General features: G+C 73.6%; 14 protein-coding genes. 8 read left to right on the top strand and 6 right to left on the bottom strand.

The annotated features are described in order from the left end of the window. Positions 1 to 149: 149 nt before the first annotated feature. Positions 150 to 881 carry a dienelactone hydrolase family protein gene (locus SD460_RS22075; RefSeq protein ID WP_318306652.1) on the top strand — a complete coding sequence of 244 codons (732 nt, stop codon included), beginning with the start codon at positions 150 to 152 and terminating at the stop codon, positions 879 to 881. Between the two features lie 48 nt (positions 882 to 929). On the opposite strand, the gene SD460_RS22070 is transcribed toward SD460_RS22075, so the two are convergent. Continuing rightward, the gene (locus SD460_RS22070; protein WP_290056387.1) at positions 930 to 1,703 is read right to left on the bottom strand and encodes a maleylpyruvate isomerase family mycothiol-dependent enzyme; all 774 of its coding nucleotides are present in this window, start codon (positions 1,701 to 1,703) and stop codon (positions 930 to 932) included. Between the two features lie 105 nt (positions 1,704 to 1,808). On the opposite strand from SD460_RS22070, the gene SD460_RS22065 reads away from it, so the two are divergent. The 3 genes from SD460_RS22065 to SD460_RS22055 are packed head-to-tail and all read left to right on the top strand — an operon-like array spanning position 1,809 to position 5,726. Beyond that, complete coding sequence (locus SD460_RS22065; RefSeq protein ID WP_438860843.1) at positions 1,809 to 2,642, top strand: ABC transporter ATP-binding protein; 834 nt, start codon at positions 1,809 to 1,811, stop codon at positions 2,640 to 2,642. A gap of 20 nt (positions 2,643 to 2,662) precedes the next feature. Beyond that, positions 2,663 to 3,640, top strand: coding sequence for an ABC transporter substrate-binding protein (locus SD460_RS22060; protein WP_290056386.1), 978 nt, complete (start codon positions 2,663 to 2,665; stop codon positions 3,638 to 3,640). A 7-nt stretch (positions 3,641 to 3,647) separates the two neighbouring features. Further along, positions 3,648 to 5,726 carry an iron ABC transporter permease gene (locus tag SD460_RS22055; protein ID WP_290056385.1) on the top strand — a complete coding sequence of 693 codons (2,079 nt, stop codon included), beginning with the start codon at positions 3,648 to 3,650 and terminating at the stop codon, positions 5,724 to 5,726. Positions 5,727 to 5,761: 35 nt separating this feature from the next. Here the strand turns inward: SD460_RS22055 and SD460_RS22050 are convergent, their stop codons facing one another. Both SD460_RS22050 and SD460_RS22045 read right to left on the bottom strand, forming a co-directional pair. Continuing rightward, on the bottom strand, positions 5,762 to 6,634 hold the full coding sequence (locus SD460_RS22050) for a hypothetical protein (protein WP_290056384.1): 873 nt from the start codon (positions 6,632 to 6,634) through the stop codon (positions 5,762 to 5,764). Between the two features lie 28 nt (positions 6,635 to 6,662). Beyond that, complete coding sequence (locus SD460_RS22045; RefSeq protein WP_290056383.1) at positions 6,663 to 7,439, bottom strand: alpha/beta fold hydrolase; 777 nt, start codon at positions 7,437 to 7,439, stop codon at positions 6,663 to 6,665. Positions 7,440 to 7,490: 51 nt separating this feature from the next. Between SD460_RS22045 and SD460_RS22040 the strand changes: the two genes are divergently transcribed. Both SD460_RS22040 and SD460_RS22035 read left to right on the top strand, forming a co-directional pair. Continuing rightward, complete coding sequence (locus SD460_RS22040; protein WP_290056382.1) at positions 7,491 to 8,162, top strand: GntR family transcriptional regulator; 672 nt, start codon at positions 7,491 to 7,493, stop codon at positions 8,160 to 8,162. A gap of 78 nt (positions 8,163 to 8,240) precedes the next feature. Further along, complete coding sequence (locus SD460_RS22035; RefSeq protein WP_318306651.1) at positions 8,241 to 9,797, top strand: long-chain-fatty-acid--CoA ligase; 1,557 nt, start codon at positions 8,241 to 8,243, stop codon at positions 9,795 to 9,797. On the opposite strand, the gene SD460_RS22030 is transcribed toward SD460_RS22035, so the two are convergent. Together SD460_RS22030 and SD460_RS22025 are read right to left on the bottom strand one after the other, a co-directional pair. Next, positions 9,782 to 10,036 (bottom strand): hypothetical protein, encoded by a 255-nt coding sequence (locus SD460_RS22030; protein ID WP_290056380.1) that lies wholly within the window; start codon positions 10,034 to 10,036, stop codon positions 9,782 to 9,784. The genes SD460_RS22035 and SD460_RS22030 overlap by 16 nt on opposite strands. After that, positions 10,036 to 10,782, bottom strand: a complete 747-nt coding sequence (locus SD460_RS22025; RefSeq protein ID WP_290056379.1) for a GntR family transcriptional regulator — start codon at positions 10,780 to 10,782, stop codon at positions 10,036 to 10,038. Before SD460_RS22025 ends, SD460_RS22030 begins: the two co-directional genes overlap by 1 nt. Positions 10,783 to 10,879: 97 nt before the next feature. On the opposite strand from SD460_RS22025, the gene SD460_RS22020 reads away from it, so the two are divergent. Further along, positions 10,880 to 11,938 carry a YeiH family protein gene (locus tag SD460_RS22020; protein ID WP_290056378.1) on the top strand — a complete coding sequence of 353 codons (1,059 nt, stop codon included), beginning with the start codon at positions 10,880 to 10,882 and terminating at the stop codon, positions 11,936 to 11,938. A 27-nt stretch (positions 11,939 to 11,965) separates the two neighbouring features. Next, positions 11,966 to 12,766, top strand: coding sequence for an adenylate/guanylate cyclase domain-containing protein (locus SD460_RS22015; RefSeq protein WP_318306650.1), 801 nt, complete (start codon positions 11,966 to 11,968; stop codon positions 12,764 to 12,766). Between the two features lie 2 nt (positions 12,767 to 12,768). Here the strand turns inward: SD460_RS22015 and SD460_RS22010 are convergent, their stop codons facing one another. Beyond that, positions 12,769 to 13,425, bottom strand: coding sequence for a TetR/AcrR family transcriptional regulator (locus SD460_RS22010; protein ID WP_290056376.1), 657 nt, complete (start codon positions 13,423 to 13,425; stop codon positions 12,769 to 12,771). Positions 13,426 to 13,528: the final 103 nt, after the last annotated feature.

Raw genomic sequence — 13,528 nt, 5'->3', positions numbered from 1 at the left:
GCGGCCACTGCTAACTTGCCGGAGGCCGTGCGAGAGACCGAGGAGGTGGTACCCGTGAACCAGACGACGTGGGTGCTCTCCTCCGGGGTCACGGTCGGGCGATAGGTCGCCCGGGAGCGCCGTTCGCAGCACTCCCGGAAGGCACGACCATGCACTTCACTTCTGAACAACGCCTCGGCGACGGTGTCCTCGAGCGCGCATTCACCCTCGGCGACGTCCCCGGCATCCTGTGGACGCCCGGATCCGCGACCGCACCGGTCCCGCTGATCCTGCTCGGCCACCCCGGCGGCCTGCCGAAGATGTACCCCCGGCTGGCGGCGCGAGCCCGGCACTCCGTGGCGGCGGGCTACGCCGCGGCCACCATCGAGCTGCCCGGCGGCGGCGACCGGCCCCGGCTCGCGGACGTCGACGACGCCCGCGCCGACCTGCGCCGCGCACTGGCGGCCGGCGAACCGGTCTCCGACGACGTCGTCGACCGGCTCGTCCTCCCGCTGGTCGACCAGGCGGTCCCGGAGTGGCGGGCGGCCCTGGACGCCCTGCTCGCCGTGCCCGGGATCGGCGGCCCGGTCGGGTTCGCGGGCGGCGTGATCGCCATCGCCGTCCGGCTCGCGGTGGTCGAGCCGCGCATCGCGGCCGCCGTCCTGTTCGCCGGGAGTTTCGTGCCCAGGACCACCTTCGAGGAGGCCCGGCAGGTCACCGCGCCGCTGCTGGTCCTGCTGCAGTGGGACGACGAAGGCAACGACCGGCAGCAGGCTCTCGACCTGTTCGACGCCTTCGGCAGCAAGGAAAAGACGTTGCACGCCAACCTGGGCGGGCACACCGGCGTCCCGGCCTTCGAGGGCGACGACGGGAACCGGTTCTTCGCCCGGCACCTGAAGTGAGCCCGGGCCGCCGGGCCGGCCGCGACCGGCCCGGCGGCCCCGGATCCGTCAGAACCCGGGGAACACGCGGCGCAGCTCGTCGAGCGTGACGTCGCCCTCGACCGTCACGCCCTTGTCGTACGGCGCCTTGAGCCGGCCGCTGAGCAGCCGGACGAACGCTTCCGGAGGCCCGTCGAACGTCGCGGTCGGCGCGTCCAGGTGGGTCACCACGGTGACCGCGTCCTCGATCACCAGGCCCCCGCCGGGAACGGCGAGGGACACCGGGTTCGCCAGCTCGGCGGGCTTCGCCAGGAAGCTCAGCATGAACCCGACGGGCCCGGCCAGGAGGTCGACGAGCACCGCGGCCGAGCCGGCGTCGACCCCGGCGTCCGGGTCCAGCCCCACCCGCACGTCCCACGAGTGGTTGGCGACCTCGCTGAGCCGCATGCCCAGCGCCGTCACCAGCGGCACCGGCTCCGGCAGGAAGCCGAGGTCGACGGTCAGCGACGCGCGCTGCTCCGGCGTGAGCGCCTCGACCGTCTCGAGCCAGCGGCCGTTGTGCGCCACGAAGCCCTCGGCCTGCGCGCGCGGCGCGGACGCGTCCCAGCGGGCCCAGATCGTCGGGTTTTCTTCGGCCTCGACGGCTTCCCCGGCGGCGCGCAGGATCGGCGCGCGGCCGATCTCGGCACCGCTGCCGAGGTGGGAAAGAGCCTGCGCGACCGTCCATTCCGCGGCGCCGCTGGGGCCGGCCAGCTGCTCGTCGGTGAGGGTGCGGACGAGGCCGGCGAGCACGTCGTGCTCGGCGCGGAGGGCGGCGATCGTGCGATCCACGAGTTGGTCCATGCCCAGCTCAACTCCCCGGCCGGTGCGGGTGTTCCCTTGATCACTGCCCGCGATGTGCCGACCGCCACCTTTGCAGTTAGGTAAGCCTGACCTTATTGTTCTCGCGTGTCCCCCGTCCCCCACCCCAGCGGTGTGCAAGCGCGCGAGATCGACATCGCCTACGGCAGCGACGTCGTCGTGCGCGCCGCGTCCATCTCCCTCCACGCGGGCCGCGTGACGGCGCTGATCGGCCCCAACGGCAGCGGGAAGTCGACGCTGCTGCGCGCGCTGGCGCGGCTGCACCCGCCCGTCGCCGGCTCGGTCACCTTCGCCGACGGCGCGGACCTGCGTGCACTGTCCGGAAAGGACATCGCCAAGCGGATCACCCTGCTGTCGCAGCACCGCACCGCACCCGGTGGCGTGTGCGTCCGCGAGCTGGTCGAGTTCGGCAGGCACCCGCACCGGTCCCGCTGGGGCGGCCGCGACCCCGAAGGTCCCGCCGCCGTCGAGCGCGCGCTGGCGCTGACCGGCCTGACCGCGCTCGCCGACCGGCCGGTGCAAGCGCTCTCCGGCGGGCAGGCGCAGCGGGTGTGGCTCGCGAGCTGCCTGGCCCAGGACACCGCGCTGCTGCTGCTCGACGAACCCACGACCTTCCTCGACCTGCGCTACCAGGTCGAGATCCTCGACGTCGTCCGCGACCTCGCCGACCGGCACGGCGTCGGGGTGGGCGTGGTCCTGCACGACCTCGACCAGGCCGCGGCCGTCGCCGACCGCGTGCTGCTGCTGGAGGACGGCCGGGTCACCGCCGACGGTCCGCCGGCCGAAGTCCTGACCTCGGCGAACCTCAGCCGGGCCTACGGCATCCGCGTCGACGTCGTGCTCGACCCGGCCGACGGGCGGATCCACGCCCGCGCGGTGGGCCGCTTCAACGACACCGCACCGCGTACCGCGTCGGTCTGACCCCTCGAAACAGGAGAACCATGCGCACCACCCGGATGATCCTCGGCCTGACCGCGGCCGCCACGTTCTTCGTGGCCGCCTGCGGCACGACCGAGGAGCCCACGAACAGCGCCGCCACCGCGAGCGCCGCCGGCCCGGTCACGGTCGTCGACTCGCGCGGCAAGGAGGTCAAGCTGCCTCACCCGGCCCGGCGCGTCGCGGCGACCGAGTGGAACGGTGTCGAGCACCTGGTTTCGCTCGGCGTCATGCCGGTCGGCGTGTCCGACATCAAGGGCTACGGCCAGTGGGTGAGCGCCGAGAAGCTCGACGGCACGCCGAAGGACATCGGCACGCGCGGCGAGCCGAGCCTCGACACGCTCGGCTCGCTGGGGCTGGACCTCGTGATCGTCACCGACAGCGTCACCGAAGGGGCGCTCGAGCAGATCGAGGCGAAGGTCCCGGTCATCGTCATCAACGGCGGCAGCGCGAAGGACCCGATCGCCGGGATGTACGCCAACCTGGACACCATCGCGAAGGCCACCGGCACCGAAGCCGAGGCCGCGCAGCTGAAGTCCGAGTTCGAGCAGAAGCTCACCACGGGCAAGGCCGAGGTCGCGAAGCTGGGCGCGGCGGGCGAGAAGGTCGCCTTCTCCGACGCCTACGTCACTTCCGGGTCGGTCAGCATCCGGCCCTACACCAAGGGCGCGCTGGTGTCCGCGGTGTTCGGCAGGCTCGGCCTCGAGACCGCGTGGCCGATGGACGGCGACCCGGCCTACGGGCTCGCGCAGGCCGACGTCGAAGGCCTGACCAAGCTGCCCGACGTGCGGTTCTGGTACATGGCCAACAACGCCGACGGCGACCCGTACCAGCAGGAGCTGGCGAACAACGCGATCTGGCGGAACCTCCCGTTCGTCAAGAGCGGCAAGGTGCACCGCTTCCCGGACTCGCTGTGGATGTTCGGCGGGCCGAAGTCGATGGAGCAGTTCGTCGACGCCGCCGTCGCCGCGCTCAAGGGATAGCGCCGCTGTGGTCACCCTGTCCGAGCCGCCCGTGGCCGCCGTCCGGCGCCGCGGGCGGCTCGCCCTGCTGGGGATCGCGCTCGCCGCGCTGGTCCTGCTGGGTTCGGCCGTGCACCTCACGCAGGGCACCGCGAGCGTGGCCGCGTTCGACGTGCTGCGGCTGGTGTTCGGCGGCGCGACCGGCGACACCACCGCCGTGGTCCTCGAGTCGCGGTTGCCGCGGTTGCTCGCGGCACTGCTCGTCGGGGCCGCGCTCGGCGTGGCCGGCGCGGTGCTGCAGTCGGTGTCCCGCAACACCTTGGCCTCGCCCGACACGCTGGCCGTCAACTCCGGCGCGCACCTCGCCGTCGTCGCCGTCGCGGCGTTCGGCGTCTCGCTGCCGCTGCTCGGCGCGACCGGCGTGGCGTTCGCGGGCGGGCTGGCCGCGGCCGTGTTCGTGCTCGCGCTGTCCGGCACCGGCGGCACCGGGATCATCCGGCTGGTGCTGGCGGGTACCGCCATCTCGCTGGCCCTCATTTCGGTGACCCAGGTCCTGCTGCTGCTCTACGCCCAGGAAACCCGCGGCCTGTTCGCGTGGGGCGAGGGATCGCTGGAGCAGAACGGGCTCGGCGGCGTCCGCACCCTCGGCCCCCTGATCGGCGTGGCGGTGGCCGCGCTGCTCGGCCTGTCCCGGCGGCTCGACCTCGTCCACGTCGGTGACGACCACGCCAGGACGCTGGGTGTCCACGTGGGACGGGTCCGCGTGGCCGCGATCGCGCTGGCGGTCCTGCTGGCCGCGGCCGCGGTGACGCTGGCCGGCCCCATCGGGTTCGTCGGCCTCGCCGCCCCGGCACTGGCGCGGCTGCTCGCGCCGGTGGTGCCGGGCCTGCACCGGCACGCCGCGCTGCTGCCGTTCTCCGCGGCGCTGGGCGCGGCGCTCCTGCTGGGCGCCGACGTGCTGCTCCGCGCGATCATCAGCCCGCAGCGCGCCCTCGAAGTACCGACCGGCGTCGTGACGACGATCCTCGGCGCGCTCTTCCTGATCGTGCTGGCGCGCACCGCCCGGATCACCTCCGCGACCGCCGAACCCCCGTCGGCCGGCGCACGCGGCGGGGTCAGTGCGCTCCGGTACCGCGTGGTGCTGGCCGGGCTCGCGCTCGCGGTGGCCGGCGCCGCCGTGGGCGCGGTCCTGCTCGGGGACGCGAAGCTGCTGCTCGGCGACGTCGTCACCTGGCTGTCCGGCCAGGCGGGCCCGATCGTCACCGGCGTGCTGGACACCCGCGTGCCGCGCGTAGTGGCCGCGTTGCTGGCGGGCGCGGCGCTGGCGCTGGGCGGTGCGCTGACCCAGGCGGTCGCCCGCAACCCGCTGGCCGAGCCGGGCATGATCGGCGTCGTCGGCGGGGCCGGGCTGGGCGCGGTCACCGTGATCACCCTGGTGTCCGGCGTCGGGTTCTGGACCCTGACCGGCGCCGCGGGCCTGGGTGCCGCGCTGGCGATGGCGGTGGTCTTCGCCGTGGCGGCGCGGGGCGGCTTCGCGAGCGAACGCCTGGTGCTGATCGGCTTCGGCGTGCACGCGGCGACGCAGGCGCTGGTGACGTTGCTGATCACGCTGTCGGATCCGTGGAACGAGACCAAGTCGCTGACCTGGCTGGGCGGCTCGACCTACGGCCGGACCCTGACGCACCTGGTGCCGATGGCGCTGGCGCTGCTGCTGGCGGTGCCCGTGCTGATCCGCATGCGGCGTGAGCTCGACCTGCTGGCGCTGGACGACGAGACACCACGGGTGCTGGGCGTGCCCGTCGGCCGGACGCGCCTGCTGCTGCTCTCGTGCGCCGTGCTGCTGACCGGCGCGGCGGTCGCCGGCATCGGCGTGCTCACGTTCGTCGGACTGGTCGCCCCGCACGCGGCCCGCGCGATCGTGGGCAGCAGGCACTCGCGCCTGCTACCCACCGCGGCTCTGCTGGGCGCGCTCCTGGTGTGCGCGGCGGACACCCTCGGCCGCACGGTCATCGCCCCCGGCCAGCTCCCGGCCGGGCTGATGACCGCGATCATCGGCGCGCCGTACTTCGTGTGGCTGCTGTACCGGCACCGCCGTGGTTCGGACTGAACGCGCCGGGGTGGCCTACTGACGTCCGGCTGTGCTCAACCGCCGGATACGAACGGGCGGTAGGCGTGGGCGATGACTTCGGTTCCGTGCTGCCCCAGGCAGGACCAGTCCAGCTCCAGCCGCCATTCGACAGGACCGCGCATGCCGTGGAGGTTGGGCCGGATGACGAAGTACTCGGGATCGCTCGCGGTCACGGAGAAGGGGAAGTCCACGCCGCGCTCGGCCGAAGTCAGGACCTCACCCGGCATATCGGCGTCGTAGCGGTGGGCGGGCGGCCAGGCGGGCGCTGTCAAGTGGGCTTCGAACTCCCTCGGCCCGATCAGCCTCGCTTGTGCCCCTCTCACCCCGAGCTCGCGAATGAACACCGGGCGCATCCGGTGCAGCAGGACAGCCTGCGCGGTGTACGCCTCGACGAAGACGCGGATCTCCTCGTCGGGGTTCACGTGGAGACCTTCGTATTCGAAAGTCGTGGACTCGAACTGGACGGTGGTCACCGACAGCTTCAGGAATTTCCCGTCGCGGCCGACCTGTCCGCCGTCGATGTGGATGCCGCCGTGGACGATGCCGGCCTGCACGATGTTGTCGGCGCGCACGTGGTCAGCCTGGTTGGCGATGGCCGCGGTTGCCCGACCTTCGACCTCCTCGGCGACGTCGTGCAGCCCTGCCTCACGCAGTGCCGCAACCATGTCCGACACCGGAAGCCGCTCGCGACCCCATTCGGAGCGTTTCGCCGTCGCCGCCCGTCGAGCACGCGCCGCCGCTTCGGCGAAGGCTGCCTCGGCTCCGGCGCGTTGGCCACGTGCGGCCATGGCGCGGCCGCGGTCGAGCAGGCTGAGCACCTTGGCCACGTGGTCGCCGAGCGCGACGGCGACGATGCGGTCGAGGGACTCCTCCACCGGTTCGTCCACCTCGCCATCCTCGCAGCCGGAGGAACGTTCAGCCAGCGACGAGTTCCCGCACCGTCGCCAGGACTTCGTCCGGGCGGTCGAGGTGGACGCTGTGCGTCGCGCCCGGCCAGCTCACCAGTCGGGCGCCGAAGGCGGTGGCCAGGCGTTCGTGGGCGCGGCGGACGGCGTGGTCCGGCTTGCGGTCCGCCGTCACCACGACGGCCGGGAAGCGGGGCAGGTCGGACTCCCGCAGGGCGAGGGCGGTGAGGCCGTGGACCGCGCGGGCCAGCGTCGGGATGTCGAGGTCCGCGGTGCGCTCGAGGGCGGCCGCGCAGTCCGGGCGCAGGTCGCGGCCGCGTGCGGTGCGCAGGGCCGCCGCGCGGAGGGCTTTGGCGAGCACCACGCGCAGTCCGGGCACGGCCGAGAGCCTGCCGAGCACGGTCGTCATGCGTTCCAGGCTCGCGCAGGCCCGCGCGTCGTTGACCGGAGTCGGGTCGAGCAGGACCAGGCCCGCGACCAGGTCGGGGCGGTGGCGGGCGAGCAGGACGCCGACGGCGCCGCCGAGGCTCTGGCCGACCACCACGACCGGGCCGAGGCCGAGCCGCTCGACGAGCGAGGCGAGGTGCGCCGCGGCGCCGGCCAGTGAGCCGTCCACAGTGGACGTCCCGGTGCCCGGCCGGTCGTGCACGACGACGCGCGCGCCGGGCTCGGCCACCAGCCCCTCCACGAGGCCGGGGAAGAAGCCGTCGCAGGCTTCGGCGCCGCCGGGGAGGAGCAGCACCGGTGGCCCGGACTCGCCGTGGACCTGGACTCCGTCGATCTCCATGCCACATTGTGACACAATCCAATGCGATCGTGTGTGACAAGGAGGATGGCCATGGCCGCGCCCGCCGCACCGGAGCGCATCGCCGCGGTGGTGCGCGGCGAGCTGCTGGACGGCGTGCACCCCGTCGGCACCCGCTTCCGCGAGGAGGACCTGGCGGAGCGCTTCGACGTGGGCAGGCACACCGTCCGGTCGGCCCTGCGGCTGCTGGCCGACCGCGGCCTGCTGCACCACGAACGCCACCGCGGGGCGGTCGTCGCACCACTGAGCCGGGCCCGCATCGACGAGATCTTCGACTACCGCAAGGTCCTCGAACTCGGCGCGTTGCGCATGGCACTGGCCCGCGGCGCGGACCTGACCCCGGTGCGCACCGAGGTCGAACGCCTGGAGGCGCTGGCCGAGCGGACACCGAGACCGTCGTGGCGAAAGCTGACCGAGGTCCACGGCGCGATCCACCGCGCGATCGTCGCGGCCGCCGGCAACGAGCACGTGCTGGACAGCTACCACCGCTGCCAGGACGAGATCCGCCTCCTCCTGGCCTTCGTCCGCCCCGACTTCGACGCCACGACCATGGCGGCGATCCACCGCCGCCTGCTGGTCAAGCTGAGCCTCGGCGGCACGGCCGCGACGGACGCCCTGACCGAGGACATCGACCACACGGGCCGCGCGGCCCTGTTGACGGCACTGCGGCGAGCGGAGGAAAGCGCCCACCGCCTCGGCCGGTGAGCGTCACCGTGCCTGGACCACGCGACGGCGCCCGTGCTAGAAATAGAACGTGTTCCACTTTTGCCGGGAGGTGCGTGGATGAGCGTCCCGACGGTGACCGAGCTGCTGCTGGCCCGCGCCGGAGACGACCGTCCGGGCCTGCGGTTCGAGGACGAGACGTGGTCGTGGGCCGAGCACGTACGGGCTTCGGCGCGCCGCGCGGGCGACCTCCGGGAAGCGCTCGACCGGGCCGCGCCACCCCACGTCGGCATCCTGGCCGACAACGTGCCGGCGTTCTCCGTCCTCCTGGGCGCTTGCGCGTTCGCCGGGGCGGTTTTGGTCGGCCTCAACCCGACCCGGCGCGGCGAAGCGCTCGCTCGGGACGTCCGGCTCGCCGACTGCCAGTTCGTGCTCGCCGAGCGGAAGTACCAGCCCCTCCTGGCCGGGCTGGACCTCGGCGGGATCCGCGTGCTGGACCTGGATTCCTGGCCCACCGGGGACTCCCCCATCGAACCCGTTCCCGCCGCGCCCGACGATCTGCTGATGCTGATCTTCACCTCCGGCACCAGCGGCGATCCGAAGGCCGTGCGCTGCACGCACGGCAAGATCGCCTTCCCCGGCGCGATGCTCGCCGACCGCTTCCGGCTGTCCACATCGGACACCGTCTACGTCACGATGCCGATGTTCCACTCCAACGCGATCATGGCGGGCTGGGCGGTCGGGCTCGCGGCGGGCGCGGGCATCGCGCTGCGCCGCCGGTTCTCCGCCTCCGGGTTCCTCCCCGACGTGCGGAAGTTCGGCGCGACCTACGCCAACTACGTCGGCAAGCCACTGTCCTATGTGGTCGCCACCCCACCACGGCCGGACGACGCGGACAACCCCCTGCGGCTCGTCTACGGCAACGAAGGCGCGAGCGCCGACCTGGCCGCGTTCGAGAAACGCTTCGGCTGCAAGGTCGTCGACGCGTTCGGCTCCACCGAGGGCGGCGTGGGCTTCGCCCGCACCGACGACACCCCGCCCGGCTCGCTCGGCAAACCGGCCGGCGACGTGGCCATCCTGCACCCGCACACCGGCCTGCCGTGCCCGCCCGCCGAGTTCGACGCCGCCGGGCACCTGGTCAACGCCGGGGAAGCCGTCGGCGAGCTGGTCAACACCACTGGCGCCGGCTGGTTCGCCGGGTACTACCGCGACCCCGGCGCCGACGCGGAACGACTGCGCGGCGGCCGGTTCCACACCGGCGATCTCGCCTACGCCGACGCCGAAGGGTTCTGCTACTTCGCCGGACGGCTCGGCGACTGGCTGCGCGTCGACGGCGAGAACCTCGGCACCGCGCCGATCGAGCGGATTCTCCTGCGCCACGACGCGGTCACCGACGCCGCGGTCTACGCCGTGCCCGACCCGGTGACCGGCGACCGGGTGATGGCCGCCGTCGTCACCGACGGCACTCCCCTCGACCCCGCCGAGTTCGGCCGCTTCCTGGCCGGCCAGCCCGATCTCGGGCCCAAGCAGGTGCCCGACTACGTGCGCGTGGTCGCGGAACTCCCGCGGACGTCGACGTTCAAGGTCGTCAAGCGGCAGCTGTCCGCCGAGGGCCTCAACTGCGACGACGTGCTCTGGGTCCGCGCGGGGCGGGACATCGCCTACTCCCCGGCCTGACGGCACCGCCGTGCGAACCCGGCCAGGCACACGACGGGCGACACGACGGCCGCGACCCGCAGGCAGCGCACCGGCCACCCCGGCCGGGGGACGACGACGATCCCGGCCGGCGGATCGGGCGCCCGGAACCGCAACGTCTTGGTCATGTGGTGCCACCGGAAGATCTCCAGCCACACGATGCGCCAGCTGACCACCCACACGACGAGCGCGACGCCGCCGACCCATGCGTCGCGACGCATCACACGAGCCGGTAGCCGGCGGCCGAGAACTCCGCGGTCAGCGCGTAGCGGTCGCCGCGGACCAGCGTGTGGCGCCACTCCACCGGGCGGCCGCGGGCGTGGCTGAGCCGGTTGATCGCGAACGCCGCGACGTCGTGCGCGCACGCGAGCTGGGCCCGCTCGGCCGCGGTCGGGATCACCGCGCGGACCTCCTCGCGGCCGTGGTCGAGCCGCACGCCGGTGCGCCGCGCGAGTTCGGCGTACAGGCCCGTGTGCGTGAAATCGGCCGCCAGCAACGGTTCCGCCACCGCGGCCGGGAGCCAGACGCGGTCGAGCGCCAGTGGTTCGTCCCCGGCGAGCCGCACCCGCTCGAGGTAGACCAGCGGGGTCGACGCCTCGAGTTCGAGCCGTTCGGCGACGAGCGCGTCCGCCCGGACGTCGAAGGTGCGCACGACGCTGTGCTGCGAGAGCCCGGCCGCCTCCACCGAGGCGAACAAGCTGTAGAGCGCACCCAGCGGCTGGGCGATCTCCGCGGGCGGGGCGACCCGTGGCTGGCGGCCCCGCTCGGCGACGATCACCCCGTCGGCGCGCAGCTGGCGCAGCGCCTGGCGCACCGTGCTGCGGCTCACTTCGTACTCCTCGACGAGCGCGAGCTCACCCGGGAACTGATCGGTGAACTCCCCCGCGTCGAGCCTGGCCAGCAGCTCGCGCTGGAGCTGGCGCCAGAGCGGCTCGGAGCCGGCCCGGCTGAGCGTCCGAGGTGGCATGGCTTCCTCCCGGCTCGTCGCGGCCGACCCTACTCGTGGCCAAATGTCCGTACATCATCTAAGTTGAATGTACGTACATTTTGGCACGGAGGCCTTGGTGACCACGATCCGGAACGCACCCGTCGCGCCCCCGGCGCCCGTCCGCCCCCACCACGGGGTGGCACCCGGGCTGCTGGTGGCGGCCGCGGTCGCCGCGGTCGCGACCGGGCTGGGGTCGCTGGTCCCGCTCGTCGGCGGCCCCGTCTTCGGCATCCTGCTCGGCGCGCTCGCCGCCGCCGTCGTGCCGGGACTGCGGGCCGGGCGCTGGGCCCCGGGCTACGGCGTCGCGTCGAAGTCCGTGCTGCAAGCGTCGATCGTGGTGCTGGGCACCGGCTTGTCGCTGCGCCAGGTGCTCGAGGTCGGCGGCGGCTCGCTGCCGGTCATGCTCGGCACCCTGGCGGTCGCGCTCGGCGGCGCGTGGCTGCTCGGCCGGTGGCTCGGCGTCCGCGGCGACACGCAGACGCTGATCGGGGTCGGCACCGGGATCTGCGGCGCGTCCGCGATCGCCGCGACCACCGCCGTCCTCAAGCCGAAGCAGGCCGACGTCGCCTACGCCCTCGGCACGATCTTCACCTTCAACATCGCCGCCGTGCTGCTGTTCCCGCCCCTCGGGCACCTGCTCGGCCTGAGTCCGCACGCGTTCGGCCTGTGGGCGGGCACCGCGATCAACGACACCTCCTCGGTCGTCGCCGCCTCCTTCGCCTACGGCGAGGACGCCGGGTCGTACGGGCTCGTCGTCAAGCTCACCCGCACGCTCACCCTGATCCCGATCGTCATCGTGCTGGCCGTCCTCAAGTCCCGCCGCGAAGCCCGGCAGGCCGGTCCCGGCGCCACGGTCGCCGCGATGCCGTGGCGGCGGATCGTGCCGCTGTTCCTGCTGGGCTTCGTCGCCGCGGCCACGCTGAACAGCCTCGGCGTCATCCCCGGTTCGTGGCACCCCGCCCTTTCGGCGCTGGGCACGTTCATGATCACGACGGCGCTGGCCGGGATCGGGCTTTCCCTGCGCCTGGCGGACATGCGCCGCGCGGGTGCCCGGCCGCTGCTGCTCGGCGGGCTGCTCTGGCTCGCCGTCACCGCGACGAGCCTGGGCCTGCAGTCCCTCACCGGCACGCTCTGAGCGGGCTGCCCCGGTAGCATGCGGCTGGTGACCGACAGCCACGGCGACCGGCCGGACCGGCCACTCTCCCGCTTCGTCGACCTGCTGCGCGCCGCGGACCGGCGGCCGGGCCTGATCCGGTCCGCCCGCGCCGTGCGCCGCCTGGTCCCCGGCGACCGCGACCTCGGTGACGCGCTGTCGACGACGGCGGGCCACCCGTCGGACCGGGTCGCCCGGCTGCTCGCCGAGGCGAAGGCCGAGCAGCCGAGCGCGGTGCGGGAACTCGGGCTCGCGGCCGTCCAGGTCTGGCAGGCCGTCGCCCAGGGCCGCCACGGCGAAACCGGCGAGTCGACGATCGTGTTCACCGACCTGGTCGGCTTCTCCAGCTGGGCCCTCGACGTCGGCGACGCGCGGGCGCTCGAGCTGCTGCGCGCCGTCTCCACCGCGAGCGAAGCCACCATCTCCCGCCACCGAGGCCGGGTCGTCAAGGGTCTCGGCGACGGCTTGATGGCCGTCTTCGGCGATCCGGCGGCCGCGGTCGAGGCGGCGTACGAGACGTGCGGCGCGGTCAGCGCCATCGACCTCGGCGGCTACCGGCCGCAGCTGCGCGCGGGCCTGCACACCGGACGGCCGCGCAAGGTCGGCCGCGACTACTTCGGCGTCGACGTCAACATCGCGGCCCGGATCGCCGACGCGGCCGCCGGCGGCGAGGTCCTCATCACCGGGGACGTCCTGGCGAACCTCGACCCCGGGCGGTTCACCGTCCGGCGGCGGCGCCGGTTCCGCGCGAAGGGCGCGCCCAGCGACCTCGAAGTGTTCGCCGTCGTCCCGCGGTACGACGAGGCCTGAGCTCAGGGGCGGCGGGTGCCCAGCACCCGGTCGAGCTCGGGCAGCACGGTGGCCAGGTCCTTCGTCGTCCGGAAGACCACAATGGACGCTTCGCCGTCGTCGTCCGGCCGGGTGAACAGGGCCACCGTCTCCGCCATCGCCGCGTCGAACTCCCGCTCCGGGTCGGCCGACCGGCCACGCAGCCACTGGCGCAGCACGTGGTTGTGCGCGGTCACGACCGCGCCCGCCATCAGCTCGGCCCGCAGCGCCGTGTCGTCGCCGCCACCCATCCAGCGGTGCAGGAACCCCCGGAACAGCCGCTGGTACTGCTGCAACCCCGAGATCTCCCGGTCCCGCAGCGCGGGCACGCTGCGCGTCAGGCGGTACCGGGTCCGCGCCAGCTCCCCCTCGGCGAGGTAGTGCCGGAGGACCACCCGGGTGCCTTCGGTGACCGCGAGCAGCGCGGTCGTCCCGGTCGAGCCGGCCAGCCGGGCTTCGATGGCCTGGAGCAGCACTTCGTGGTCGGGGAAGATCACGTCTTCCTTCGCCCGGAAGGTGCGGAAGAACGTCGTGCGGCCGACGCCGGCGCGCTCGGTGATGTCGTCGATCGTCGTCTGGTCGTAGCCGCGCTCGGCGAACAGCGCGAACGCCGCCTCGACCAGGCGTTCCTTGGCCGTCATCCGCGTCATCCTCCCTGCCGCGGCCCAGCCTAGGGCGTGGCGGTCGTCATATCCGGGACCCACGCCTTCAGCTACTGGGCGGTACTGAGTACCGTCCGAATGG

This window comes from Amycolatopsis solani (assembly GCF_033441515.1).
Lineage (GTDB): Bacteria > Actinomycetota > Actinomycetes > Mycobacteriales > Pseudonocardiaceae > Amycolatopsis > Amycolatopsis solani.
This window is presented reverse-complemented; position numbering and strand designations above follow the sequence as displayed.

Bases quoted from the DNA above. Each gene is read 5' to 3' on its own strand.
- SD460_RS22075 (WP_318306652.1), top strand. From the start codon at position 150: ATGCACTTCACTTCTGAACAACGCCTCGGCGACGGTGTCCTCGAGCGC.
- SD460_RS22070 (WP_290056387.1), bottom strand. From the start codon at position 1,703: ATGGACCAACTCGTGGATCGCACGATCGCCGCCCTCCGCGCCGAGCAC.
- SD460_RS22060 (WP_290056386.1), top strand. From the start codon at position 2,663: ATGCGCACCACCCGGATGATCCTCGGCCTGACCGCGGCCGCCACGTTC.
- SD460_RS22045 (WP_290056383.1), bottom strand. From the start codon at position 7,439: ATGGAGATCGACGGAGTCCAGGTCCACGGCGAGTCCGGGCCACCGGTG.
- SD460_RS22040 (WP_290056382.1), top strand. From the start codon at position 7,491: ATGGCCGCGCCCGCCGCACCGGAGCGCATCGCCGCGGTGGTGCGCGGC.
- SD460_RS22035 (WP_318306651.1), top strand. From the start codon at position 8,241: ATGAGCGTCCCGACGGTGACCGAGCTGCTGCTGGCCCGCGCCGGAGAC.
- SD460_RS22030 (WP_290056380.1), bottom strand. From the start codon at position 10,036: ATGCGTCGCGACGCATGGGTCGGCGGCGTCGCGCTCGTCGTGTGGGTG.
- SD460_RS22025 (WP_290056379.1), bottom strand. From the start codon at position 10,782: ATGCCACCTCGGACGCTCAGCCGGGCCGGCTCCGAGCCGCTCTGGCGC.
- SD460_RS22010 (WP_290056376.1), bottom strand. From the start codon at position 13,425: ATGACGGCCAAGGAACGCCTGGTCGAGGCGGCGTTCGCGCTGTTCGCC.